Source organism: Paenibacillus marchantiophytorum (assembly GCF_014640555.1).
Classification (GTDB): domain Bacteria; phylum Bacillota; class Bacilli; order Paenibacillales; family NBRC-103111; genus Paenibacillus_E; species Paenibacillus_E marchantiophytorum.
Map to the genome: position 1 here is coordinate 20534 of NZ_BMHE01000053.1, position 25085 is coordinate 45618.

The 25085-nt window shown below is 45.1% G+C and carries 24 protein-coding genes; 6 read left to right on the forward strand and 18 right to left on the reverse strand.

Features of this window, described 5'->3' with window-relative positions; translation table 11 throughout:
* The first annotated feature begins 92 nt into the window (after window positions 1-92).
* Both IEY34_RS30590 and udk read left to right on the forward strand, forming a co-directional pair.
* Window positions 93-410 carry a hypothetical protein gene (locus IEY34_RS30590; RefSeq protein WP_189019196.1) on the forward strand — a complete coding sequence of 106 codons (318 nt, stop codon included), beginning with the start codon at window positions 93-95 and terminating at the stop codon, window positions 408-410.
* A gap of 110 nt (window positions 411-520) precedes the next feature.
* Window positions 521-1156, forward strand: coding sequence for a uridine kinase (gene udk, locus IEY34_RS30595; RefSeq protein WP_189019198.1), 636 nt, complete (start codon window positions 521-523; stop codon window positions 1154-1156).
* A gap of 397 nt (window positions 1157-1553) precedes the next feature.
* Here udk and IEY34_RS30600 read toward each other — a convergent pair whose 3' ends face one another.
* Window positions 1554-2099 carry a hypothetical protein gene (locus tag IEY34_RS30600; protein ID WP_189019200.1) on the reverse strand — a complete coding sequence of 182 codons (546 nt, stop codon included), beginning with the start codon at window positions 2097-2099 and terminating at the stop codon, window positions 1554-1556.
* 172 nt (window positions 2100-2271) lie between these two features.
* Between IEY34_RS30600 and IEY34_RS30605 the strand changes: the two genes are divergently transcribed.
* Window positions 2272-3387, forward strand: coding sequence for an aminopeptidase (locus IEY34_RS30605; RefSeq protein ID WP_189019202.1), 1116 nt, complete (start codon window positions 2272-2274; stop codon window positions 3385-3387).
* 89 nt (window positions 3388-3476) lie between these two features.
* Here IEY34_RS30605 and IEY34_RS30610 read toward each other — a convergent pair whose 3' ends face one another.
* A complete protein-coding gene (locus tag IEY34_RS30610) occupies window positions 3477-4958 on the reverse strand; it encodes a L,D-transpeptidase (RefSeq protein ID WP_189019203.1) in 1482 nt (493 codons plus the stop codon).
* A gap of 170 nt (window positions 4959-5128) precedes the next feature.
* Here IEY34_RS30610 and IEY34_RS37415 point away from each other — a divergent pair, with 170 nt between their 5' ends.
* Complete coding sequence (locus IEY34_RS37415) at window positions 5129-5260, forward strand: hypothetical protein (RefSeq protein ID WP_268240202.1); 132 nt, start codon at window positions 5129-5131, stop codon at window positions 5258-5260.
* A gap of 395 nt (window positions 5261-5655) precedes the next feature.
* On the opposite strand, the gene cyoD is transcribed toward IEY34_RS37415, so the two are convergent.
* The 5 genes from cyoD to IEY34_RS30635 form a co-directional block, all read right to left on the reverse strand.
* The gene (cyoD, locus tag IEY34_RS30615) at window positions 5656-5985 is read right to left on the reverse strand and encodes a cytochrome o ubiquinol oxidase subunit IV (protein ID WP_189019205.1); all 330 of its coding nucleotides are present in this window, start codon (window positions 5983-5985) and stop codon (window positions 5656-5658) included.
* Window positions 5986-6603: a cytochrome o ubiquinol oxidase subunit III gene (cyoC, locus tag IEY34_RS30620; protein ID WP_189019207.1), complete on the reverse strand. Its 618-nt coding sequence runs from the start codon at window positions 6601-6603 to the stop codon at window positions 5986-5988.
* Window positions 6603-8576, reverse strand: a complete 1974-nt coding sequence (locus IEY34_RS30625; protein ID WP_189019209.1) for a cbb3-type cytochrome c oxidase subunit I — start codon at window positions 8574-8576, stop codon at window positions 6603-6605. The genes cyoC and IEY34_RS30625 overlap by 1 nt, the downstream gene beginning before the upstream one ends.
* A gap of 33 nt (window positions 8577-8609) precedes the next feature.
* A complete protein-coding gene (cyoA, locus tag IEY34_RS30630) occupies window positions 8610-9581 on the reverse strand; it encodes a ubiquinol oxidase subunit II (protein ID WP_189019211.1) in 972 nt (323 codons plus the stop codon).
* Between the two features lie 268 nt (window positions 9582-9849).
* On the reverse strand, window positions 9850-10110 hold the full coding sequence (locus IEY34_RS30635) for a hypothetical protein (RefSeq protein WP_189019213.1): 261 nt from the start codon (window positions 10108-10110) through the stop codon (window positions 9850-9852).
* 248 nt (window positions 10111-10358) lie between these two features.
* Here IEY34_RS30635 and IEY34_RS30640 point away from each other — a divergent pair, with 248 nt between their 5' ends.
* A complete protein-coding gene (locus IEY34_RS30640) occupies window positions 10359-11120 on the forward strand; it encodes an MBL fold metallo-hydrolase (RefSeq protein ID WP_189019215.1) in 762 nt (253 codons plus the stop codon).
* 128 nt (window positions 11121-11248) lie between these two features.
* On the opposite strand, the gene IEY34_RS30645 is transcribed toward IEY34_RS30640, so the two are convergent.
* From IEY34_RS30645 to IEY34_RS30670, 6 genes are all read right to left on the reverse strand, one after another.
* Window positions 11249-11557: a DUF4870 domain-containing protein gene (locus tag IEY34_RS30645; protein ID WP_189019217.1), complete on the reverse strand. Its 309-nt coding sequence runs from the start codon at window positions 11555-11557 to the stop codon at window positions 11249-11251.
* 108 nt (window positions 11558-11665) lie between these two features.
* Window positions 11666-12361 carry a copper homeostasis protein CutC gene (locus tag IEY34_RS30650; RefSeq protein ID WP_189019219.1) on the reverse strand — a complete coding sequence of 232 codons (696 nt, stop codon included), beginning with the start codon at window positions 12359-12361 and terminating at the stop codon, window positions 11666-11668.
* Window positions 12362-12393: 32 nt separating this feature from the next.
* Window positions 12394-13578, reverse strand: a complete 1185-nt coding sequence (locus IEY34_RS30655; RefSeq protein ID WP_189019221.1) for an FAD-dependent monooxygenase — start codon at window positions 13576-13578, stop codon at window positions 12394-12396.
* Window positions 13579-13710: 132 nt separating this feature from the next.
* Window positions 13711-13860, reverse strand: coding sequence for a hypothetical protein (locus IEY34_RS30660; RefSeq protein ID WP_189019223.1), 150 nt, complete (start codon window positions 13858-13860; stop codon window positions 13711-13713).
* Between the two features lie 322 nt (window positions 13861-14182).
* Complete coding sequence (locus IEY34_RS30665; protein WP_189019224.1) at window positions 14183-14839, reverse strand: deoxynucleoside kinase; 657 nt, start codon at window positions 14837-14839, stop codon at window positions 14183-14185.
* Window positions 14840-15365: 526 nt separating this feature from the next.
* Window positions 15366-17612, reverse strand: coding sequence for a PAS domain-containing sensor histidine kinase (locus tag IEY34_RS30670; RefSeq protein WP_189019226.1), 2247 nt, complete (start codon window positions 17610-17612; stop codon window positions 15366-15368).
* Between the two features lie 193 nt (window positions 17613-17805).
* Here IEY34_RS30670 and IEY34_RS30675 point away from each other — a divergent pair, with 193 nt between their 5' ends.
* Entirely contained in the window at window positions 17806-18738 is a 933-nt protein-coding gene (locus tag IEY34_RS30675; protein ID WP_189019228.1) for a zinc dependent phospholipase C family protein, read from the forward strand.
* Here the strand turns inward: IEY34_RS30675 and IEY34_RS30680 are convergent.
* The 5 genes from IEY34_RS30680 to IEY34_RS30705 form a co-directional block, all read right to left on the reverse strand.
* Window positions 18735-20429 carry a M3 family oligoendopeptidase gene (locus tag IEY34_RS30680; RefSeq protein ID WP_189019230.1) on the reverse strand — a complete coding sequence of 565 codons (1695 nt, stop codon included), beginning with the start codon at window positions 20427-20429 and terminating at the stop codon, window positions 18735-18737. The genes IEY34_RS30675 and IEY34_RS30680 overlap by 4 nt on opposite strands.
* Before the next feature lie 36 nt (window positions 20430-20465).
* On the reverse strand, window positions 20466-20771 hold the full coding sequence (locus tag IEY34_RS30685; protein WP_189019232.1) for a YciI family protein: 306 nt from the start codon (window positions 20769-20771) through the stop codon (window positions 20466-20468).
* Window positions 20768-21472 (reverse strand): uracil-DNA glycosylase, encoded by a 705-nt coding sequence (locus IEY34_RS30690; protein WP_189019234.1) that lies wholly within the window; start codon window positions 21470-21472, stop codon window positions 20768-20770. The genes IEY34_RS30685 and IEY34_RS30690 overlap by 4 nt, the downstream gene beginning before the upstream one ends.
* 12 nt (window positions 21473-21484) lie before the next feature.
* Window positions 21485-23740: a type IA DNA topoisomerase gene (locus tag IEY34_RS30695; RefSeq protein ID WP_189019235.1), complete on the reverse strand. Its 2256-nt coding sequence runs from the start codon at window positions 23738-23740 to the stop codon at window positions 21485-21487.
* A gap of 665 nt (window positions 23741-24405) precedes the next feature.
* Window positions 24406-25085: BclA C-terminal domain-containing protein (locus tag IEY34_RS30705; protein WP_444544038.1), on the reverse strand; the 680-nt coding region annotated here is incomplete at its 5' end.

Genomic DNA, 25085 nt, shown 5'->3' on the forward strand with positions numbered 1-25085 from the left:
CCAAGAATGATTTCCCCACTTTTGGAGCAATGTAGTAAAGTCACATTTCTCTTTTCAACGACACATCTACTATCCTTAGGAGGCTCTCCCCTATGACGAACACGAATCAGCATCAACAACCCGTCCAACACGCCATTGATGCAGCAGATCATGCCATTCTTCAAGCTCAGGATGCTGAACATAAACTGCAAGTTGCTATCACAGAATCGAACCCTCATGCGATTCAATCTGCGCAAGCTGCAATTACGCAAGCCAAACATCAGGTACATCAAGCGCACGAGCAGCTTCAAACTTTCAACAACGAGCAGTTCGGACAGCAGATCCAGCAAACGATGGAGCAATTGACGCAAGCTTCTCAAGATCTCGATGCCAATCAAAACAAGTTCAGCACCCCAAAACAAATTAGATAGCCGATGGATATTAAAAGTGATCGAAATTCGATCGCTTTTTCTTTTTATAGCAAGACTATGGTAAACTACTGTGGAAGGTTTTCAAGTTATTTGGGGAGGCACTACATTTCATGCTCGTTATCGGAATTGCCGGTGGGACCGGATCAGGAAAAACAACAGTAGCAAGATCGATCATCAACAAGCTTGGTTCGACCAAAGTGACATTAATTTCACAGGATAATTACTATCTTCATCATAGCGGCCTTACGTTTGAGGAACGGGAACGCATTAATTATGATCATCCCCGTGCCTTCGAGAATACTTTGCTGCTCAAGCATTTAAATGAGCTAAAAAACGGCAATCCGGTTGATATTCCGGTCTATGATTTCTCGCAACATGCCCGTTCACAGGAAACGATTCGCATTGATGTTAAACCGATTGTGCTGCTTGAGGGCATTCATGTTTTGACAGATGAAGAGCTTCGCGGCGCTCTGAACATCAAAGTATTCGTCGATACGGATCCCGATGTACGTATTCTTAGACGGCTCTCCAGGGATATCAATGAACGCGGTCGTTCGCTGCAATCGGTTTTTGATCAATACTTAACGACAGTAAAACCGATGCATGATGCCTTCATTGAGCCTTCCAAGAAATACGCGGATATCATTATCCCAGAAGGCGGAGAAAACCAAATCGGCATTTCCATGTTGACTATTTTGACCGAACGCTACATGACAGACCAGGCTGCCAGCTACGAAATTGGTTAATTCACCAGGAGAAAAAGGGGCTAAGCAGTTTACTCACGCTTAGTCCCTTTGTTTTGGTATCCATTTTGCAAGAGAAAGCCAACCGACCTAGAGCGCGCAACAGCTGCGCCCCGTCACGAAGCCGCGACGTCCGCACGCCAATCTGTCATTTTAATGAACTTGGATGATGCTTATTGACGAGAAAATGGCTTGTTTGGCGATCTAATGAACTGAGTTGACGTTATCGAGCAGTTAATAAGCGGAATGGAAATCATTTGTATGAAATAACTCGTTGGGAATTCATTAGATTTTCAAAATGACCCATTTTGATCAAATAAAGGGTATTGAGTTCGTAAGGGGGATTTGCCTCAAGATTCATAGAGGGATATCCCCCTTTGTTTGGCATAAATTAATGAGGTTAAGCATCATCGTTGCCTAAATCCACAGTTTCCCATCTTTCTGCGTAGTCATTCAACTTGCCGTGAAGCGGGACATGAAATTGATTGATAATGAAAAGTCTGACTTTTTTTATCCATTCTTTGAAAGAAGGATACGTGATAAATTGATTCGCATAGCGATCACTGATGCATAAGAAATGAGGTCCCGGCGTTTTATCGGTCAAAAAGTTCAATGAGGTATCGATAGGCGTATACTTCTTGCGCTTCCCTTCCCATGTATCCAAATCCAGTTGAAGGGTCGTCGTTGTCTGTCTAAGCAAGGCTTCCAAATGCTTCACGCGCGCGTAATAAGGCTCTTTGCTCGGAATTTCCATCCTGCGAAGGGTTTCTTCATGCTGTGGATAGAAAATGGCCCTAACGAATTTGCGCTCTTCGGCCCACTTGATAAAAGCATTCATATCGGATGCTGTCCAATCCTCAAACGTTTCGAACACAAACACAGTGCCTTTGCGTGTTTGGGCTGGCGGTTCGTACCCGAATGGCACTTTAATCTGCTCTCTTGCCATGGCTTCCTCCTCTGTTTGTGTCCTCTGGTTGTTCGTCTATGCTCCATATCCTGCTAGCTCTCTATTGTAGCATATCCCAGTAAACGGACGAAATGATTCGTTCATTGGATTTAGAGCGCCCATTACGCTATAATTTCTAAGTATTAATTTTCAATTGAAGGAGACCACTATAATGAGAGATCCACGACTACAAACCTTCGCCCGCAACATTATTCGTTACTCTGTTAGCCTACAGCCTGGCGAGAACATATTGATTGAAATGATAGGCGTTAAAGACCCTGAGCTTGCCAAATGCTTTATTGAAGAAGTTTATGCCGTTGGCGGAAAACCATTCATCGAACTGCGTGATCCTGTCATCACCAGAAGCTTGCAAATGAAAGGCTCGCAAGAGCAGTTCAGCCAATGGTCTGATTTCGAACTGCAGCGTATGAAGCAAATGGATTCCTACGTCGCTGTGCGAAGCGGAGATAATATTACCGAGTCTTCCGATGTGCCGGATGATCAAATGAAATTGTATCTAAAGCACTTCCAACGCCCGCTGTTCGACGAACGAATCAACAACACCAAATGGTGTGTAATGCGTTATCCGAACCCCTCTATGGCCCAGTTAGCCGGCAAAAGCACCGAAGAATTCGAAGACTTTTACTTCAAAGTCTGCAACCTTGATTACAGCAAAATGGCTGTCGCCATGGAGTCGCTTGTGGATCTGATGAACCGCACAGATCGTGTCCGCCTTGTAGCCAAAGGAACCGATATCAGCTTCTCCATCAAAAATATCGGAGCCGTTCCTTGCTCAGGCTTGCGAAACATCCCGGATGGCGAGGTCTATTCCGCTCCTGTGAAGGATTCCGTGAATGGCATCATCAGCTACAACACGCCAACCATTTACTCGGGAACTTCGTTTGAAAACATCGTTCTGCGTTTTGAGAATGGGCGAATTGTAGAAGCCACCAGCAATGATACGAAGAAGTTGAATGACATTCTGGATACGGATGATGGCGCTCGTTATATTGGTGAGTTCGCAATCGGCGTAAACCCTCATATTCAGCATCCAATGAAAGACATCCTCTTCGATGAGAAGATTGATGGCAGCATTCACTTCACTCCAGGTCAAGCATATGAGACTGCCGACAACACGAACCGTTCCTCCGTCCACTGGGACATGGTCCTGATTCAACGACCTGAGTACGGCGGCGGCGAAATTTACTTCGACGATGTGTTAATCCGCAAGGACGGGCGCTTCGTCATTCCTGAATTAGAGAAGTTGAACCCCGAAAACTTAATGTAATAAAATAAAAAGCAGGTAAAGTATCCGTTCGATCGGAGTACTTTATCTGCTTTTTTAACCCTCTAATTAAGGGCATTAATCATTGATAGTTAACCTAGCCAATGAAATACAACATGCTCAGGCGACTGATCAAGCTCAGGTTTTTTCAGCGGAATCAAGGTTTCTGTGTTTTTGATAAGCTCTGCAGCACTCGATTTCCATTGTGTGGCTTCAATTTGAACAACCGTGCCTTTAGGAACAAAAGGAAACAACGCTTGAACATCCTCGTTCGTGAGACGGACGCAGCCCAATGATTTATCGCTTCCAATTGAGCTCTCATCGTACGTGCCGTGAAGCGCTATGTCACCTAGACCGAGGCCTGCTTCGCCATAACTGGAAGCATTTTTTCCTTTTGGATGCTGAACACGGTCATTCACAATGAAATCTCCGAGTGGTGTTGCCGCATTAGCGCCGAGGCCAACCACCTTATCCCCTAACAAATAATTCCCGCTCATAAGCCTCAATCGATGCTCAACCTGATTAATTTCTATAAGTACAGGTTCAAAGGGGATCGCCTCCGAGCCTACCGTATTTGGATAAAACATAGCTGCAGCATCACCTGCTCCACTGTTATAAACCCATCCCCCCTGCCCATTATTAGCCGCGGAGACGTCATTAGAACCTGACTCAGACTCTAAAGGAATAAAGCTTAGGTAATTATTCGGATAATCTTGCAGAAGCTTATTCAGGCTCTCTGGAGCTTTCCCATTGTCCTTCATGTAGGCAGCTAGAGCTGTACGAACTAAATTAGCACCAATCGCACTAAGCGGTTGGTGCTTGTCATAAGCCGAATTCAGGAAGCGTATTCTTACCGAGTTGTCCGTTTCCGGATGGTACTGAGCAACAACGATCGCACGCTTGGCCATCTCTTCATTGGTGAGGACCATGGTCTTTCCTCTCAGCGTTTGATCCTGAGAAACAATTCCGTAGATGATAATGCTGCGTTTGGGCATTTCCTTTGCCAAGGCAACAGCTTGCTTATGCAGAGCATCCTCAATTTCTTCATTGGCGCTTTCAGGCGTTAAATACATAATAAACGGCGTATCCACAGTCTCGTAGGTGATGCTGCTCCCGACTCCCCACACCTTCATGTTGGAAATCGTTTTGTAAATTGGCTTATCCCCAACAAATAATAATACCAACAGCAAGTTAAACACGAGCAGGACGATAAGCAATGTTTTCATAAAAGGGGGCAGCAGTCCTTTATTCTTACCTGGGAAAGCTTGCTGAAGACTGGCTGCGTGCTGCGCTTGCTGCTGATCCAGCTGCTGAATGGCGCGATTGGCAGCCGAATAGAACGGTGAAGGATACGTTTTCAAAACTTCCTTGTAATGAAACACAGCTCTCTTGAGATTCCCTTTTAACTGAAATTTCTGCCCAATCTTATAATGTGCTTCTGGCGAATTGGCATCCAGATACCGAATCACCTTCTCATAATATTGGGGATCAGAGGGGCTTACGAAAAAGTTTTTGTGCAGATGAATCAAATTGTCATCCAGGTGACTCTGAAATCGTTGTTGGTGGCGAATCATTAGGCTCCTCTCCGTTTCAATAGAGTAGCTTGTCCAATCTCGCTGCGTGATACATTTAGTATCTCTGATACATAATGTATCACGAGTAATATAGAAAGACAACTGTTTTGTTGCTTCCCTGCATGAACTGCCCCCGATCAGCAAAAACTGAACGACGGAGGTGATGAACGATGAGTGGACGAAATAGCAAACCCAAAAACACTGGACCTGCCAGCAGCCCTTCTCGCTTAGATCAATTCGGTGAAAAAGCGGTTCAGCAAGAAAAACAGGAAGCTAAGGAACAAAACAGAAGACCAAAATAACCTTCACTTTGGCAATCTAATGAACTGAAATGGCGTTATAATCCTAGTTCCCTTTGGCCTTTGCAATGACAGAGAGCGTCGGTGAACGGAACTATGATCCGCTATAAAGCGGGAATTGGGGTAAACGTAGCATGAAAGGGAACTTAGTTCCGCTATTTAAGCGGAAACTGCTGATTCCAACCGGGAAATGGTGACATAGCGGATCGTAGTTCCCTCAACCTCCCGATAATGACACTTTTAGCTAGAATAGCCCACCGTAGTTCCCTTACGTCCGCGCGAAGCAGCTGGAGTAACTCCGCGTTCACTCCAAAACATATAAACTCTTATATGTACACAAAGACGCTCCCACCTAAGATCCTTAGGTGAGAGCGTCTTGTCGTTGTACAATAGTAAACTTAGTGCGCCACTTGGTTATAGGTCATAATCCAGATGGAGCCTCCTACAATCGTAACTAGAATAATGAGACCAAAGATTAGCGCCATTATATTCCAGCGTGCATTCTCGCCATCCTTCACATGCATGAAGAACAGAAGTTGAACACCGAACTGCAGCACGGCCATAATGAGAATCACCAACAGTGTACCCGTTTTATTGAGCATGTGGTTCATGACAACAACCAAAGGAATAATCGTTAAGATAATCGATAAGGCGAAGCCTATGATGTAAGACTTCAATGATCCATGAGCATCATGATTCTGATGCGAGCTTGTATGCTGCCCACTCATTTACATCACCCCCATCAGATATACAATCGTAAATACGAAGATCCACACGACATCAAGAAAATGCCAGTATAACGAAATGACAGCTACTTTCCGTTTGGTCACAGCCGTAATTCCTCTGCGTCTCAATTGGAAAATCAAACCAATCATCCAGATCAGACCAACCGATACGTGCAATCCGTGCGTGCCAACTAAGGTAAAGAAGGCCGATAAGAAAGCGCTCGTGCTGATGGTTGCTCCTTCGTGATTAACCATCGTAATAAATTCACTTAGCTCAAGTCCAACGAACGAAGCCCCTAGAACCACTGTAACAGCGAGCCAGCCAATTAGCTGCTTTAAGTTACCTTTGTTCATTCCTAGGACAGCCAGACCGCTTGTGAAGCTGCTGGTGAGCAAGATGAAGGTCTCGGCGATGATCCCCGGCATTTTGAACAGTTCTTCCGGTGTAGGTCCGCCATTTGTATTTTGGTGAAGTACCATATAGGTCGCGAATAACGAACCAAACAAGATAACGTCCGTGATTAAAAAGATCCAAAAACCAAACGTTTTGAGCGATTCATGATCATGTTCATGATCGTGGTCATGGGCGTGTTCGCCACTGTGTGCGGCTGCATTTGCCATTAGAGTTTCGCTCCTTTCAATGCGGCTTCTGTCCGTTTCACTTCATCAGCCGGTATATAGTAATCCGTATCATACGAGAACGAGCGTGCAATCATACAGATCCCTACTCCGATTAAAGCCGGAATCGTCAGCCACATCCAACCCCATACGAAGCCGAATCCGGCAAAGAACCAGAACGTCGAAATAATGAATGGAATCGCTGAGTTCTTAGGCATATGAATAGGTTCATAGACAATTGGTGCAGCGGGTTTGCCAGAGGCAGCTCGCTTCTCTTTCTCTTCCCACCAAGCATCTGTTTCGCTAACTTGCGGGAGCACCGCAAAGTTATAGATCGGAGCTGGTGATGGAATGGACCATTCGAGCGTACGGCCTTCCCACGGATCACCGTTCACATCCGCTTCTCTGAATTTAATTGAGTGGGCAATTTGCCACACTTGGAAGATGAACCCGACTCCCATCAAGAAGCCGCCAACAGTGGACACGAGATTAAGCGGTCCCCAGCCCATATCGAAATCGTACGTATACGTACGGCGAGTCATTCCATCCAAGCCCAAGAAATATTGCGGCATGAAACATACATAGAAACCAATGTTCCACAGCCAGAAAGCCCATTTGCCTAAATGCTCATTAAGCTTGAAGCCGAACATTTTTGGCCACCAGTAGTAAAGGCCTGCGAAGTAACCGAACGCGACCCCGCCGATTAGAACCTGATGGAAGTGCGCAATCAAGAAGTAACTGTTATGAAATTGGAAATCCGCAGGAGCTACAGAGAGCAGAACCCCTGTCATACCACCAATAACAAAGCATGGAATGAAAGCGACCGTCCACATCATCGGTGTTGTAAAGCGAATTTTACCGCGGTACATCGTGAAGAGCCAGTTAAACACTTTGGCCCCCGTCGGAATCGCGATCAGCATGGTACTGATGGCGAAAAAGGCGTTCACATTCGCACCCGAACCCATCGTGAAGAAGTGATGAGCCCATGTGAAGAAGGACAATAGACTGATAATCAACATGGCGAAAACCATGGATTTGTAGCCGAATAATTTCTTTTTGGAGAACGTCGACACAATTTCCGAGAAAATCCCGAAAGCGGGTACGACGACAATGTAAACCTCGGGGTGCCCCCACATCCAAATTAAGTTGATGTACATCATCGGATTTCCGCCGCCATCCAAGGTGAAGAAATGTGCGCCAAGAAAGCGATCCAGGAATAATAAAGCCAAAGTTACCGTCAAGATTGGGAAAGCAAAGATAATCATAATACAGCTTGAAAATACGGACCAAGTAAACATAGGCATCTTCATCAGCTTCATGCCTGGTGCACGCATTTTCAGAATCGTTACGATAAAGTTGATCCCGGTTGCCAAACTACCAATACCGGAAATCTGAATCCCCCAGATATAGAAGTTCTGCCCTACGCCCGGACTATGCGACATCTCCGAAAGCGGTGGATAGCTGAGCCATCCTGCGTCCGGTGAACCACCGATAACGAATGATACGTTGAACAGCATTGCGCCCCAGAAAAACATCCAGAAGCTGAGTGAGTTCAAGAACGGATAGGCTACGTCTCTGGCTCCGATTTGAAGAGGGACAACAATGTTAAACAAACCGAACATCAATGGCATCGCCATGAACAAAATCATGATTACGCCGTGGGTAGTGAAAATTTGATTATAATGATCTGCTTGCAAAAACTCACTATTCGGCATTGCGAGCTGCAGACGCATAAGGAGCGCATCGACACCGCCGCGGAACAACATCATAATCGAACAGATGATATACATGATCCCAATTCGTTTATGATCAACGCTTGTTAACCATTCTTTCCAAAGCCAGCCCCATTTTCTGAAATAGGTCAGCACAAAAATCATGGCCACCATCGAGAGTCCGATACTTACTTGAGCGCCTAAAATGAGCGGATCGCCGGTAACGAAAAACTCCGATGCGAACTGTTTGATTTTATCCAACATGAGCACGACTTCCTTTCCTTAAGCTTCCGTCAATCATTTGGTCATTTTCATTTGACTGTGGTCCATCTTGTCCATATCCTTAGATGTCTCCGACCCCGAGGCTTTCTTCGCCTCTGTCGCCGTTTCTCCACCGCCATGACCACTGTGTGCGGATTGACCTTTTGTATACTTGGTAACAACTTTCTCGAACAAGCCATCTGGAATGGCTGAGAAATATTGCACGCCAGACTTGCCTGGCTTAGCTAAAGCTTCATAGCTTTCCATCGTTAACTTCGCCGGAACTTTTTTCGTTTTGGCGATAAACTCTTCGAAATCTTGCTGTGAAGTTGCATTCACGTCGAAGGTCATATCAGCAAAATGCTCGCCGCTAAAGTTAGCGCCCGTTCCAAAATAATGGCCAATCTCATCCGCTTGCAAATAGAGCGTCATCGCCATGCCAGACATCGTATAAATTTGTCCTCCCAGCTGCGGAACCCAGAATGAGTTCATCGGCGCATCGGAAGTAAGTTCAAACTTAATCGGCGTATCTTCCGGGATCTGCAAGTAGTTGACTGTGGCAATGCCTTGTTCCGGATAAGTGAACAGCCATTTCCAATCGAGCGATGTAACTTGAATCGTGATGGGTGCCTTATCGGATTTCAAAGGTTTAGAAGGTTCGAGTGCGTGCGTATAACGCACGGTCACAACAGCAAGTGTAGCGATAATAATAATCGGTATCGCCCACCACACCACTTCCAACGTTGTACTATGTGCCCAATTCGGCTTATAGGAAGCCTTGTTACCAGCTTTATCTCGATACCGCCATACAATCCAAGCTGTAAGTGCAAGGACTGGTACAAGGATAATCGTGCATAAAACGGTTGAAATCATAATCAAATCTTTCTGCTGCGCTCCTACGGGACCTTTGGGATCCAGTACCATGGCTTGGCTGCAGCCTGACAAGACAACGATGAAAGCAATCATCATCAGGGGCAGTAGAGCTCGTACGAGTTTTCTTTTCTTCATCCAACTAACCTCCCTATCCACAAATCTGCAAATTGCGTTTTCGTTTTATTTAACTTGCATGATATCGTTCTATTACCAAGATAACAAATTGCGCTTAAAAGTACACATGCACAGATATGACTTAACAAATACGTCAAAGGATCGACGTTTTACTGTAAAACAAATGTCACAGAACGTTTGTTGACTATTATGAAAATGTATGAAAAATCAAAAAGCCCTTCAAGTTAGTTACTTGAAAGGCTTTATTCACATTTTCGTTGTTTCGAATTCATTCAGCCTTTGAAGCAGCACGTGAATGAACCAAGTGGATAGCGGTCCGAATCACATAGATGTGAACACTACCTACCATGAAGCCTACGCCAACCATAAGAGAAGCATTGCGATCGCTAAAATGATTTATGTTGAGCAAGCTCAAAACTAATCCTATGCCAAGTAAAGCCCAAGCCGCGATCGTCATCAACTTCACAAGTGGCATAACATCGCGCTCACTGCGCTCAATACTACTGACCGAAATAGCTCTATTCGCCATTAATATCACTCCAAACTCTGATGTAAGTGCTTTATAAATATAGTATAACACAAAAAATGAATTTTGTTCATATTTTATTCACACGTCGCTCAAATTTTGGACAAAATTAAGTCAGCGAGACTTCACATAAAATAATATTGACATTTTCATATATTTGTGTTATAATAAAATATTTTATTGACTTACCCCCACCCTTCTCGATATGATAGCCATATTCTTTCAAATCATTTTCTGTTGGAGGGTTTTGCATGCAAATTGCTAATGGTCTATTTATGCTTGAGCTTTCTGTCCCTGTAATGGGCGGGATCGACGTGATTCACCCTACTCTTTTGTTTGATGAGAATGGCGCCGTCTTAGTGGATACTGGTTTCCCCGGCGTTCTCCCGCTTATCCGCCAAGCGATGGAGCAAGAAGGCGTGTCTCTTCAAGAACTTCACTCCATTATTATTACCCACCAAGACATCGATCATATCGGGAGTTTGCCAACTTTATTATCCGAATCGGAACAGAAATTGAATATTTTGGCTACCGAGATCGAAAAACCCTATATTCAAGGTGAGAAAATGCTGATTAAAATTACGCCTGAGGCCATTGATAAAGCTGTGGCAGGCTTGCCTGCAAATGTTTCATCAGAGTGGCGCCAAGCATTTCGCACAACCTTAGAAAATCCACCCAAAGGCCAAGTCACCGGGCTGCTAAGCAGCAATCAGCAGCTTCCCTATGCCGGCGGTCTTCTTGTCATCGATACACCTGGACATACACCGGGTCATATCAGTCTGTACCACCCAGCCAGTAAAACCTTGATCGCAGCAGATGCTCTCGTTGTTCATAACGGTCAACTCCTAGGACCTGTGCCTGATTACTGTGTCGATTATGCCCTAGCGATGCAGTCCGTCAAGAAGCTCACCGCTCTGGATATTGACCAAGTGATTTGCTTTCACGGTGGCTTGTATCGCGACAACGTCAACAGTCGCATCGCTGAACTTGCGGCAGCGGCGAGTTCGAACTGACGCACTGTAGTTCCCTCATCTAAGCGCGAGGCAGCTGGGGTAATTCCTCGCTCACTCAAAACATATCAATTCTGCAATATTAAAAACAGGCTGCCCCTAAGGGCAGCCCATTGCTTCATTATGTATGCTTATTTCAAAAGCGTGTACTTCCCAATCAGCGGCAATGGCTTGGCTTGACCTTGTGCCGCGGCTACGATACCCAAGATGGCAAGAATAAAAATAGCCAAGTTAGCTAACGGCAGCAGAATCCAACCAATAAACGGAATAATACCTAAAATCACATTCACAATTACGGCCGTTACTAATAATGTGAGACCTTGATTCGCATGGTACCAAGCGAATTTAGAATCTTTGGCAGCGATAAGCGGAATGAAAAACAAGATGTAAGCAACGATTGCCATTCCCTTATTGTTTTGAATATCCGTCGAATCATGCATGGACAACACCTCTTTTTCTCAAAGTTTACTCTTTCATTATATTCGGAGTTTTCCATCTATTCTATGGATTTTCTCACATTTACGAAAAATTTTTCTAGGTTCCAACGATTAAACGTCTAAATTTGCTAATAAACGTCTAGCCTCCATGACTTTTTCCACAGAAACAGGCTTATCTATACTCAATTGTTCCCGCACGCCAGTTCCCATATGAATACAGGGCACCTTAGTTTGATTAACAAAAGACTTCAAACTTGCCAGCGTCACACCGCCACCCGCCATAATCTGAAGGGTATGCCCTTCTGTCCGTCTAACCAGTCGTTTCATTTGCTCTACAGCATCAAGAGCCCTTGCAGCCCCTCCTGAAGTTAATACGGAGCGAATTTGTGCATAGTCCAGCAGGGTACTAACAGCATCCTCCTGATTGACAATTTCATCAAAAGCCCGATGATAGGTAACAGGCAAAGGCGTAGCCTCCAGCAGCAATTCGAGAACGTTGCGGTCAATTGTCTTCTCCGAAGTTAGCGCCCCCAGAACCAAAGCGCTAGCACCAGCTTGATAAGCCCGCTTGCTATCATTAATCATCTGAGCCACATCTTCTTCTGACATGTGAAAAGAACGGCTGTGAGGCCGAATCATGACGTGAACAGGAATTGTAAGTTCAGAAGCAATCTCCTGAACCAATTTCAATGATGGGGTCAATCCACCCTCTTCCAGGTTAGCTACAAGTTCAATTCGATCAGCCCCACCGGCCTCGGCATTCCTTGCATCTTCCAATGTAGTTGCAATGACTTCTAATAAGACCATTCTCTACAACACCCTCCTTCTATTAAACACGTTTACACACGATGTCCCAACAGCCAATCCAGTTGGCTAATTTGGACTTTAACAGGCATAATACCAAGAACCTTGTTACGAAGCATCAGCCCTATCGGATTGCTCATTTGAACGACTCGCGACATCCGTCTGGATTGCTGAACGACGCGATGTGCACGGGGCATTCGAGTTCGTTCGTAAGCAGCCAACGCTGCTTCAAGATTTTCTAAGCGGGAAACTTCAACTTGAGATAGGCAATCCGCAAGGACACTGGCATCTTCCATCGCTTGTGCTCCTCCCTGCCCCAAATTAGGCAGCATGGGATGCGCGGCATCTCCTAGCAGCGTTACTCGCCCTTTGCTCCAACTTTGAAGCGGTACCCGATCATAAATATCATGAAAAAGAATGGATGCCTCCGCGGTGGACTGAATGACAGCCTCAATCGGTTGGAACCAACCCTTGAATTGCTGAAGGGCATGATCTTTATTAAGAAGAATCTTGGCTCCTGGCGCGGAGTTAACAGCAGCGAACCAATAAACCTGATTCTCGCCAATTTGTGAAAAGCCGAAGCGCTTCCCTTTTCCCCACGCCTCAAAGCCGCCACCGATCTCTCGTGGATACCGCTGATCCGCAAAGGTTGTTATGCCGCGCAAAGCATGAAACCCCGAGTACCTCAGCGGTTGGTGCCCGAATAACAAGGCAACCGATTGCGAATGAATACCATCGGAACCAATCAAGAGATGCCCGCTATCTTCGCTGCCATCCTCGAATTTAAGCGTCACACCGGTTTCGTCCTGAACGATAACATTCAGCTTTTTATTCATATGGAGTGTTACATGGGCACCGAGCTCGTGAGCCAAAATAGCTTGCAGCTTGGCGCGATGTATTAAATAACTGTAAGTCTGATATTTATCAGCTTGTAGATCGACGGGTACAGACGTGATGGCCCGGCCTTGCCAAGCACGGATATCAGCTTTCCCTACCCTTGCGCCCGCCTGCTTAACTTTGTCTGCTACATCAAGTTTCTTTAATACATGCATGGCGTTCGCAGCCAATACAATGCCCGCACCAAATTCAGAGAGTTCCTGCTTCTTCTCATAGATGGCAATGTCCCACCCTTGCTTTTGCAAAAAAAGCGCTGTGGTCAGACCGCCGATTCCCGCTCCTAGAATAAGCGCCTTTTTAGAAGCTGCAACATTGTTCTTCATGTCAGCCTCCCCTCTTGCCTGTCTTTTCCATCTACTGTACCACAATCTGGACAAGACAAAAACTCCTCAAGGATCACATTAAGGAGTTAGGATGCAGACATGCACGCAGTTGTTTGGGTGATAGGATGCTTATTAGGTAGCAATCAATTGTTGTTGAACTTCTACAAGCTCCAAGTTTGAGAAAAACCGGCTTAACTTTGCCATCTTCTCCGTTGCAGCTAGTTTGGGCATCGGTTTACACATTGGCTTTCCTTGGTAACAGACCGTAAATAACAAATTCATCACCTTAACCTTCAATGAATTTTAGTTCTTGATACAAATTGTATCACATTATTAGATTCCCGACAAGATCAGATTATTAACGCCACTATTCGCGCTATGTTTAGGCAACTTTTCAGGACTATATACCCGCGTGTAATAAATATCAAACAGGCGCTCAAAAAAAATGCAAAAAAATCCTTACATTCGACAATAACTCAGCATTATAATGGTAGAAAATAGTAGAAAACCCTTTAATTACAACAAAATACGACGTCATCCCGCTTGCTAGCGGCTAGTTATATAATACGAAAGACCCCCTCATAATTGAGGGGGTCTTTCCTAATTAAACGATCGACAATTCTGAAAGTTTAGCGCGAACTTGATCTACTAGTGCTAAGGCATCTTCCGAACGGTTAACGACATCCACAACATCCATATCGATAATCAAAACTTCAGATGCCTGATAGTGATTCATCACCCAATCATCGTAACCCGACCACAGTTGACGATAGTATTCAACTAATGACTGATCTTGTTCAAAGCTGCGTCCGCGCAAACCAATGCGGTACATAACCGTTTCGAAAGAGGCTTTGAGATAAACCATCAAATCCGGCGCTTTCTTGGGAAGTTCAGCAAGTTCAGACATCATATTGTCTGCCAAACCTTCATAAACATCGAATTCCAGCTGAGAAATGCGTCCCAGTTCGCGATTCACTTTCGCAAAGTACCAATCTTCGTAGATGCTTCGATCCAACACATTGCGATTATGTACTAATGCTTGCTTGATCGCCTTAAATCTAGTATTCAGGAAGTGTAATTGCAGCAGAAACGGGTAACGTTTCTTCTCAATTTCTTCCGGAGTTGCTGTATAAAATAATGGCAATATCGGATTATCGTCCACACTCTCATAAAATACATTTGAATTAAGCTCAGAACCCAACAAAGTGGATACGGATGTCTTGCCTAAACCGATCATTCCCCCAACCACAATCACTGCCATTGACCCCTTTCCCCTTCTAGCCCAACTTGAATTTACCAACAGTCAATTAATCTAAAGCTTTCCTATTATACAAGGAAATCAAAGAGGAGGGAACCCTCTTTTTTTACCTTTCACGGTCACACCCTGCCTGGCAATATGAACTTACCAGCAAAAAATTGAAAATGATTTGTGATTGTTTCTGCGTTCATACTGTCACTACTTATATGTGCAATTTCATCAAAATAATAAGACAGAGGTGTGAAAATGATTTACGGAACTAAACTACTGGATACAGATATAGAGTTATTTATTGCAGCTCTCTGCAAAACACCTGTCTATGTTTGGTCGTTAGATCCTTTAGGCGTTTATTATCAGGTTAATTCGGGAATTATCATGAAATATACACCTGATGGAGTACGAATTCATAATGAACAAGATCCTTCAATCTCACAATGGTATTCTCGTGAATCCAACGAGTTCAGCATTAATTACTAAAATGAAAAAACCGCCGTTCCTGATCACAGGTTTGGCGGTTTTTGTTTTTTTCCTACGTGCTTTCCACGATCTCTCCGTTATTCGGTTGGGTAGGCAGAAATACGTCAATCATCGTTCCTTCACCCAATTGACTTTGAATCGTCATCGTCCCTTTGTGGGCTTCTACGATTTTGAAACACATCATCAAACCGAGTCCTGTCCCCTTCTCCTTCGTCGTGTAGAAAGGTTCTCCCAGCTGTTTCAGTCGTTCCTCCGGGATGCCGCAGCCGTTATCCACAGTTCTGACTCTAATCAAATCAGTCCCTTGCAGGGAAACTGTCATCTTGATTTGGCCATCTTTGGGGATGGCTTCCATCGCATTTTTAACCAAATTAATGAATAATTGCTTTAAATGCATCTCCGAACAAATCAACTCAGGTATCTCGGATTCGAACTCCAGGATTAACTCCACATTGCAAAGCACTGCTTGTGTTTCCAATAGAGCCACCACGGTTTGCAGAATCCCCTGCAAGTCGCTTTTTTTATAATGAATGGCTTCCGGCTTGGCAATCACTAGGAACTCACTCACAATGAAATTAATCCGATCCAATTCAGACAGCATAATGTCAAAATAGTGCTGCTTTCCTTTCATATCACTCTGCAGCAGCTGCAAGAAGCCGCGAAGCGAGGTTAACGGATTTCTAATTTCATGCGCCAGCCCTGCCGCTAATTGACCCGCGACAGACAGCTTATCCGACTTGCGCAGCAGCTCCTCCGTTCGCTTGCGCTCCGTAATATCTCGCGTGATACCGGCGAATCCGATAATTTCGCCCTTCTCGTTTTTGATCGGTGTTTTGGTCACACTCACATGCACAAGCTGTCCATCTTTGCGCAAGCGAACCGTCTCCAAACCGGAAATCTGCTTGCCCGCCTTGAGCATTTCGTATATTTCCCTGCGCTGTTCTTCCAGATAGGCCGGATAGATGGGCAAAGTTCGATTGAGCAGTTCGTTGGAGTGCCATCCGAAGATTTGCTCGTACGCGGTATTTACGGAAATGACACACGCATGCAAATCGAGCACACAGATCGCATCCGTTGTATTATTGATGAATGACTCCAGCAGTTCCTTCGTTTCTCTAAGCTCCGTCTCCATCCGCTTGCGTTCCGTAATATCCACACAAGATCCGATGACTTCAACTACGCGGCCATTTTCATAAATGGGACGCAGTGAGGTCAGATAAGTGATCCCTCGGAACGTGGTCTCGTACATCACATTTTGATCGCCATTCCAGGATTTGCTGTAGTAGCTTTCAATGTTGACTGCCATATAGAACGGCCAAATTTTATATAAATCATTGCCTAATATATTCGACGGCTTATACCCCAATCGATACAGCAGTTCCCCATCACATAGCGTATGTATGAATTTCCCGCGCATCTGTCTGAATTTCATCGTCATCCCTTGCTGTCTGCGAACAGTGTCATGGAGATCCTGCTGCGCTACCCGCAAGGATTCACGATCCTTATTATGCTGCGTTATATCTCTTGCTATTAAGTAAACGCCTTCTATTGTCCCATTGACAATGATTGGCACATTTTTCAGTCCAAGTTCTATGATTCCGCCATTCTTATGTGAGACTCTAAGCATATAGTTGTCAGCTTGCATAACGACATTATCGGATGAACCTATGTCCTCATTTTCTTTGCCCCAAAAGTGATTGACAGGCTGTCCTATCATATCCGACTCTATATAGCCCAGAATTCGTTCCATCGCAGGGTTCACGTTTTTAATCAAACCGTTCAGATCACACGTCAGAATCCCAGCTGGATTGTGTTCGATTAATGATTTGTAGCGTTGTTCACTCTCAGCAAGCTTTTGTTCCATTTCTGATTTTGGTGGTAAAGGTCTGATTTGAGAAATAAAATAAAGCGGTTGATTGTAAGCGTCTCTTACTAATGACATGTCACATTCTACGCCTAAAATATTGCCTTCCTTCTGAATCAGTTTCTTCTCCATGTGAATGGTGCGAATATCTCCGGATAGCAATTGCGAAATGCGCGCTCGCATTTTTATCTTCTCATCAGGCAGAAAAAGCTCATGCAGCTCTTTGTATAACAAATCTTCTTCCGCGTAACCTGACAAACTGCACATACTGCTATTCATTCTCATCCAGTGTCCATGAAGTGAAATAAGCGCCATACCAACCGTCGTGTATTCAAAGATTGAGGCAAAGGACGGTTCCGTTCTCGAAAGCAGACCCTGAATATTGTCTGGATCTGCACTGGTTGTGACATTCAGCGGATTATTGACCCTATTCATTCTATATCTCCCATCTTTAAACTTACATTGGATGGTTACCATCACCGATAGTTTGAATTCGACAATTTGAAGAATATTCCTGCCTTTGCAAGAGTTGGATTTGAAATAGTTCACAAAATGTGCCCTTGACATTTCTTCCTGTGATAGAATGGAAGGGGTCAATTTCTACTATTTCCTGTGAGGAGGTCCACCGTTGCCAAATATTTGGACGCATCTTATTTTCGGACAAGAATTAATGAAACAGCTCGGCCATGCTCCTATGCTGAATGATAAACAACTGCGAAATATTTTCTCTCTTGGCTGTCAGGGGCCTGATTTCCTTTTCTATCATAACTTTCTGCCTTGGAAAAAAGACAAGAAGATGAATGAATTAGGCTCTCTTATGCATGCACAGCAGTGCGGGCCCTTCATCGAAGACATCCTTCATCATGTACAAGGCAGAGGCTTGTATAATCCTGCTGTTGTGTATGCGCTAGGATTCATCACCCATCACATCCTTGATCGCAACATGCATCCCTATGTATTCTACAAATCTGGTTTCAAAAAGTGGGATCATCAACGTTTTGAGATTATTCTGGACACGCTGATCGTTCGTCAGAAGCTGGGCATGCAAACTTGGAAAACACCAGTTTGGAAAGAAATCTACGTCGGTGACACGCTCCCGCTAGGGATTATTCCAGCGCTTGCGAATGCTGCTGCTAATCAGTATAAGGATCGAGCATCGCAAATTACCGAGAAGGATTGGAACGACGCCTATAGGGATATGATTCGGGCGCAGCGGCTATTTCATGATCCAAAAGGGATCAAACGTCTGTTGACCTTGGGTCAAATCTCGCCGCTAGTCTACACCAAACATCCGGCTCCGCTGGATTACCTCAACGAAGCCAAGACTGTTTGGAATTGTCCTACCGCACAGGGCGAAACTTACACGTACAGTGTTTGGGACCTGTGGGACCTTGCGATGGAAGATGGGCTGCTTGTTGTCCAATCCGCCATACAAGCGCTGCAAAGCGGCTCCGCGGCCGACTTTAGCCTGTTGCATGAAAGACTCGGCAATCGTTCTTATGAAACTGGCAAACCTTGCGACAGCGGCTTACAAATCAAGCATGTGAAGCCTATAATCTAGAGGCTTTTATCGTCAATCTGGTCAATCCAAGACTCAATCTGGCCGATGACAGAAGCGACACAGCCGTCCTGAAACGGAGAAATGAGTCCCGCTACCTCAACAAGCTCGGTGAAACTCTGACTTCCCCCTTGCTTGCATAGACGCAAGTAGTCCTGCCAAGCTGTCTCCGGATTTTCATTGGCCCGTTTCCAGAACTGAAATGCGCACACTTGAGCTAATGTGTAATCGATGTAATAGAACGGGCTTTTGTAAATGTGGGGCTGCTGCTGCCAGAAGCCTCCTCTTTCCAAATAATCGTTATCCTCGTAGACCCGATGCGGCAAATACTTGCGTTCAACTTCACGCCAGACTTGTTTCCGCTCTGCAGGTGTCAGCTCCGGCTGCTCGTATACCCGGTGTTGAAACTCATCAACGGCAACGCCATATGGGATGAACAAAAGCGACTCGCTTAAATGTTTAAACTTGTACTTATCTGTCTCCTCCGCGAAGAACAACGACATCCACGGCCATGCCAAAAACTCCATACTCATGGAATGGATCTCACAGGCTTCCAACGTCGGGAAAATATATTCCGGCACTTGGAACTCACGGCTGCTAAATCCTTGAAAAGCATGGCCTACCTCATGAGTTAAGACGTCAATATCACCAGAAGTGCCATTGAAGTTCGAGAAGATATACGGAGCTTGGTAACTGCTGATATACGAGCAATACCCACCAACTCTTTTGCCTTTCTTGGCGACTAGATCCATTAATCCATTCTCAATCATGAATGTGAAAAATTCATCCGTCTCAGGTGAAAGCTCGGCATACATCTTGCTGGCTTGTTCTACAATCCAATCCGCATCACCTTTGGGTGTCGCATTCCCGGATGGGAAGCCAAACTTATCGTCATAATAGTGCAGCGAATCTACACCTATTCTAGCTTTCTGACGATCCTTGAGCTTGGTTGCAGCGGGGACAATATGCTCATGTACTTGTTTACGGAAGGTTTCAACATCCTTCGCATTGTAGTCTGATCGGTTTAAGCGCGCGTAAGCGAGCTCAACAAAATTAGTGAATCCCAATTTGCGGGCAATTACAGAGCGGATTTTCACTAATTGATCATACAACTCATCCAATTTGGCTTCATTCGCGATGAAGAAGCTATATCTCACATCATTCGCTTCTTTGCGCACTTTTCGGTCTGTCGACACTTGAAAAGGAGCAAGTTGCGATAAATTCCGTTCTTCTCCTTCATAAACCAGCTTGGCTGAAGCCAACAACTTGGAATATTCACTTGCTAGTTTATTCTCTTGAACCAAATCCTCAACAATCTCCGGTGAGAATGTTTTCAGAGCGAGCGAAGCAATTCTAAACAGCTGCTTCCCCCATTTGAGCTCAAGTTCCGTGCGGTATGTAGAATCAATAAGCGCTTGATAGAAATCAGTAATCAACCCTTGATATAACGGTTCTATTTCATCCAGAAACTCTTGCTCCGCTTTATAGAACTCATCCGTTGTATCCACACTATGACGAATTCTTGCGATAGACTCCATAGAATCCAATTCACTGCGCAGATGAACGATTGCTTCCATCGCTTGATCTTGGTCGGCAAACGAAGAAGCTTGTTTAAATTGTTCCAAGAGTCCTTTGAACTTGGTTTCAAAAGCTTGAAAGTCAGGCCTTTCATACTTAAAATCTTGAAATTTCATGCGAATCTCTCCTTCGTCCTTGACTATTTGCTCCACTTACATGACAGCGATGCTGTACGGATACAATTCACTTGTCATCAGCTGATTGGCGACAGCCGGATCCTGCTCCATGATCAATCTGGCTTCTAATTCATTATCTACGCGCAAGATCACGATGCCAAATGTTTTCTCGTCAGACGTTTGCGTGCGTCCTGCTAAAATGAGCTCTCCTGCTTCTTTTAACTGCAAAAGATACTGAAAATGCTCTTCTATAATGTTATTTTCTTTGTCCGTCCAAAGGCTTCGATCAAAATAAGCAGGCTGCAATCGTATGACATATATAAATTCTTGCTTATCGCTCATCCTTCCTGCTCCTTCCTATTCAAGTTTGGCAATTGCCAATCGATTTCTTCACTGTTTAGTCCTCTCAAATAAGCATTCACCTTGGAAAAAGGTTTACTGCCAAAAAATCCGCGATACGAAGACAGCGGACTAGGATGTACCGATTTGATTATATAATGCTTTGTTGTATCGATAAGCCGTTCCTTGGCCTGGGCATGACTTCCCCACAGCACGAAGATGACGGGTTGTTCGCGATCGCTTAGCGTTCGGATGATGTTATCCGTAAACGTTTCCCAGCCTTTTCCCTTATGCGAGTTCGGAGTATCCTCACGTACAGTCAACACCGTGTTCAACAGAAGAACGCCTTGATCAGCCCATTTCTTGAGGTAGCCGTTATCCGGGATCAAACAGCCAAGATCGTTCTGTAATTCTTTGTATATATTTTGCAAGGATGGCGGTGGTGTTATACCTGGTTTAACGGAAAAACTGAGGCCATGCGCCTGGCCTCTTCCATGATAGGGATCCTGTCCCAAAATAACAACTCGGGTATCATTATATGAGGTGAACTGTAGGGCCGCATAAATCTCATTTTGTTCAGGAAAAATGGTTTGCGTCTGATATTCAATTTCCATAAAAGCACGCAGGCTTTGGAAATAGGGCTTCTCAAATTCGGATCTCAGGCAGGAAGCCCAATCGTTCGTTAAGTGTGTTAAGTCACTCACGGTCTGTCTCCTTTATTCCGTTTCGACTCCCAGTTCCCCGGTATCGATGTTTTTCAAAACAATCCGACCATCCGCTGCTGTTCCGTCAGCCAGAACGAGCTTGAGCTTCGTCGTCTTCCCTTTATTGACTAGCGCTTGTACTTGCGCATCTGTTAAATTCCGCCCGAAGCTTTCTTTCCAAATCACGAATTTGCAGCCTTCCTTATAGTGTGAACAGCCATATCCTTTGCGGCCCATGAACAAAGAACCACCGCAGCCAGGTCTTGGACAAGTTGCCAGAAAAGTGCTCGCGCCATCCGTTTGTTTCGCCGCAGCTGTCTTCTTGGGGGCTGCCGCTTTCTTAGCACTGCTTTCGGAGGACGCGGAAGATGATCTTGCTGCTCCCCGTTTGGCTCCTCCTGCTGGAGGCGTCTCCCCTTCAAAAGCATCTTTGGAAGCTTTGGTCTGCACACGAACCTTGTTCACAATCAAAGTTGCAAACTTCTTCACATTGAGCATGAACTGCTCGTCCGATGCGGTACCACGAGAAATTTCATTCAATCTGCGTTCCCATTGCCCCGTCATCTCTGGTGATGTCAGCAGCTCAATACCTGCGCCGCGGATAAGCTCTACAACCGTCCGTCCCTTTTGCGTCAGCACAATTTTCTTGCCTTGCATATCGATGTACCCGACCTTTTTGAGTCGTTCGATCGTAGCAGCTCGCGTTGCAGGTGTGCCCAGGCCGGAATCTTTCATCGCATCGCGAAGCTCTTCATCCTCAATCTGTTTGCCTGCGCTTTCCATCGCTTTCAACAGGGTTCCTTCGTTAAAATGCTTAGGGGGTTGCGTGTCCTTCTCTTTCACAATCGCATCATGACAAATGACATTGCCCTGAGAATCAACGGAGAATGGCTCGCTAACTTCCACTTCCTCATCCTCTTCGTCGTCTTTGTCCTTGCCTTTGGAAGCCTTAGGTTTTTCCTTCTTCTGATCGGCATAAATGACCTTCCAGCCCAAATCGAGCAGTTCTTTCACTGTCGTCTTGAACATCTCTTGCTCCACTTCCGTCATCACGGTGTGGACCTTGTACTCGGCTGGCGGATAAAACTGCGATAAAAACCGTCGGACAATTAAGTCATATAGCTTCTGCTCATCCGGACTAAGTCCCGAAGCTTTGCGATTCGTCGGAAGGATGGCATGATGATCTTCTACCTTCGTTGGATTGCAAATAAATTTGTTGTTTTTATGCACCAGATTGCGGTTAGCCCCTTGCACTAAATCGTTATATGCAGTTCCTTGCAAAGCAGACAACGATTTATGCATTTCGGGAATATTTTGTTCCGTCACATAGTTCGAATTCGTTCTTGGGTATGAAATTACCTTGTGCTTCTCATACAGCGCTTGCGCCGTATCCAATGTCTTCTTAGCAGAGAAAGCGTATTTGCCGTTCGCCTCACGCTGAAGAAGCGTCAAATCATATAATTTGAACGGGTATTCCTTCGTATCCTTCACTTCATAGGAAATGATGCGTGCTGGCTTCCCTTTGACCTTGGCGGCGAGAGCTTCGACTTTGGGTTGATCTGTCAATCGCTCGCCTTGCCACATGCCGCGATAAGTCGTTTCGCCCTGGGTAAAATGTCCTTCCAATTCATAAAATTTGAGGGACGAGAAAGCTTCAATCTGCTTCTGTCGATCATAAATAAGCGCGAGCACTGGCGTTTGAACACGGCCTACAGAGAGCAGGACATTATGCTTCGTTGTAAATGCACGTGAGCCATTCATACCAATCAACCAGTCTGCTTCACTGCGAGAGCGGGCAGCGCGTGTCAAGTTTTCGTATTCTGCGCCGTCCTTCAGTGTGGCAAAGCCATGCCGAATGGTTTCCGACGTTAAATCGGAGATCCATAGGCGTTTTACAGGCTGTTTCAGTCCCAAATGCCGCTGAATCAGTGAAAAAATGTGCTGCCCTTCCCGCCCCGCATCGCAAGCATTGACGAGCTGATCGCACTTCTTAGCCAGTTCTGCGATGACTTTCAATTGATCATAAGTCCTTGGATTGGGAATCAGCTTGAATTCATCCGGAATGATGGGCAAGTGATTGATGTTCCATTTTTTATATTTATCATCATATTTATCCGGTTCAGCCAGCTCAATTAAATGCCCGATCGCCCAGGTGATAATATATTCTTCACCTTCCAGATAGGACCTGAGATTCTTGGCTTTAGGTTCTATTGCGGCGGCTATATTTCGCCCCATATCAGGTTTTTCCGCAATAATTAAAGTCTTCAAAAGAGTATCGCTCCTTATAAAATCTATCTAGATAAATGGGAATCTGTTGACTCAGTTTATCCCACTTTATAGCCTGCTGCAATATGAGTACAGGTGAAAATTTTAGCCGGCTTATTTTTTCCAGAGAAATTCAGCATATCGCAGGGGCGTTTCATAGGTTCGATACAAGGATGTTCCCTTCTCGCTTAAGCCTACATCCCAACCATTATCAGCCATATGAGACAGCGCTCCCTCCATAGAAGGTTCCATTGAGCTAATAACACTTTCAGCAACCTTATTTACCATGGTTTAACCCCGTAAAAAGCGTTCTAAGAAAATCGGCTCCCCTTAGGAGACGATGAGCCACATCCAGACGTCCAGAATCCTATTAAAGGAACTGTAGGCCGCTATTTAGGCAAATATCGAAGATATTAGGGTAGTAGCGGAACTACAGGGCCTTATTTCCACGATATGAGCTAAATTTCGCAACAAACCGCAAAATAGCATACTGTAGTTCCCTCACACTCCCAATAATGCTATTTTTTCCTATAATAGCGAACTGTAGTTCCTTTATCTCCGCGCTAGGCTGCCCAGGTTAACTCTGCAATCACTCCAAAACATATTAAGCTATGACAGTGTACCTCCTATTGATGTTTATTAACACAGTAGATTCCTAAAAATACCGTCTAACTTAGTCGGATAATGTTAATCGTGGCACCAGGCGGAGCTAATACAACCGTTGCAATCAGGCCAAACATTTGAAGAATAATGGTGGATGCAGCCGGCACTGTAATTATAAAGTCTCCTAAAAAACCAGTAGCACTTAATGCGGGTGTATTTACTGATGCAGGCACGGATACGCCATTCAACAACACTCTGGATTGAGCTAAAACAGCTGCCGTAGCATTTATTTTATAAGAAATGTAGTAACGTCCAGCATTCGTAAGTGTAAACGTTGTATTAGCGCCATTAATCGTGATGCCTGAACCGATGTTTTGATTGTTGGGCAAAGGAATGTTCAATCCACCTAGAACAACCAGCAAGGTACCTGATGTATTTGCTGCAAAAGCTGAATTGTCCGTCAAACTTGTACCTGTGGCTCCGGTATCTCCTGTAGCACCTGTTGGTCCCGTATCTCCAGTTGCTCCTGTTGCTCCTGTTGGCCCTGTAACCCCTGCGGTTCCCGTGGCTCCTGTTGGTCCCGTAACCCCTGCGGCTCCCGTCGCTCCTGTTGGTCCCGTAACCCCTGCGGCCCCTGTCGCTCCTGTTGGTCCCGTAACTCCTGCGGTTCCCGTCGCTCCTGTTGGTCCCGTAACCCCTGCGGCTCCCGTCGCTCCTGTTGGTCCCGTAACCCCTGCGGCTCCCG

What these genes read in the sequence shown, in the direction of transcription:
- IEY34_RS30660 (WP_189019223.1), bottom strand. Translation starts at nt 13,860, where the DNA reads ATGAATTTGTTATTTACGGTCTGTTACCAAGGAAAGCCAATGTGTAAA.
- IEY34_RS30645 (WP_189019217.1), bottom strand. Translation starts at nt 11,557, where the DNA reads ATGCATGATTCGACGGATATTCAAAACAATAAGGGAATGGCAATCGTT.
- IEY34_RS30605 (WP_189019202.1), top strand. Translation starts at nt 2,272, where the DNA reads ATGAGAGATCCACGACTACAAACCTTCGCCCGCAACATTATTCGTTAC.
- IEY34_RS30665 (WP_189019224.1), bottom strand. Translation starts at nt 14,839, where the DNA reads ATGGCAGTGATTGTGGTTGGGGGAATGATCGGTTTAGGCAAGACATCC.
- IEY34_RS30655 (WP_189019221.1), bottom strand. Translation starts at nt 13,578, where the DNA reads ATGAAGAACAATGTTGCAGCTTCTAAAAAGGCGCTTATTCTAGGAGCG.
- IEY34_RS37415 (WP_268240202.1), top strand. Translation starts at nt 5,129, where the DNA reads ATGAGTGGACGAAATAGCAAACCCAAAAACACTGGACCTGCCAGCAGC.
- IEY34_RS30640 (WP_189019215.1), top strand. Translation starts at nt 10,359, where the DNA reads ATGCAAATTGCTAATGGTCTATTTATGCTTGAGCTTTCTGTCCCTGTA.
- cyoC (WP_189019207.1), bottom strand. Translation starts at nt 6,603, where the DNA reads ATGGCAAATGCAGCCGCACACAGTGGCGAACACGCCCATGACCACGAT.
- cyoA (WP_189019211.1), bottom strand. Translation starts at nt 9,581, where the DNA reads ATGAAGAAAAGAAAACTCGTACGAGCTCTACTGCCCCTGATGATGATT.
- IEY34_RS30635 (WP_189019213.1), bottom strand. Translation starts at nt 10,110, where the DNA reads ATGGCGAATAGAGCTATTTCGGTCAGTAGTATTGAGCGCAGTGAGCGC.
- IEY34_RS30680 (WP_189019230.1), bottom strand. Translation starts at nt 20,429, where the DNA reads ATGAAATTTCAAGATTTTAAGTATGAAAGGCCTGACTTTCAAGCTTTT.
- IEY34_RS30685 (WP_189019232.1), bottom strand. Translation starts at nt 20,771, where the DNA reads ATGAGCGATAAGCAAGAATTTATATATGTCATACGATTGCAGCCTGCT.
- udk (WP_189019198.1), top strand. Translation starts at nt 521, where the DNA reads ATGCTCGTTATCGGAATTGCCGGTGGGACCGGATCAGGAAAAACAACA.
- IEY34_RS30610 (WP_189019203.1), bottom strand. Translation starts at nt 4,958, where the DNA reads ATGATTCGCCACCAACAACGATTTCAGAGTCACCTGGATGACAATTTG.
- cyoD (WP_189019205.1), bottom strand. Translation starts at nt 5,985, where the DNA reads ATGAGTGGGCAGCATACAAGCTCGCATCAGAATCATGATGCTCATGGA.
- IEY34_RS30600 (WP_189019200.1), bottom strand. Translation starts at nt 2,099, where the DNA reads ATGGCAAGAGAGCAGATTAAAGTGCCATTCGGGTACGAACCGCCAGCC.
- IEY34_RS30625 (WP_189019209.1), bottom strand. Translation starts at nt 8,576, where the DNA reads ATGTTGGATAAAATCAAACAGTTCGCATCGGAGTTTTTCGTTACCGGC.
- IEY34_RS30590 (WP_189019196.1), top strand. Translation starts at nt 93, where the DNA reads ATGACGAACACGAATCAGCATCAACAACCCGTCCAACACGCCATTGAT.
- IEY34_RS30670 (WP_189019226.1), bottom strand. Translation starts at nt 17,612, where the DNA reads ATGAATAGGGTCAATAATCCGCTGAATGTCACAACCAGTGCAGATCCA.
- IEY34_RS30650 (WP_189019219.1), bottom strand. Translation starts at nt 12,361, where the DNA reads ATGGTCTTATTAGAAGTCATTGCAACTACATTGGAAGATGCAAGGAAT.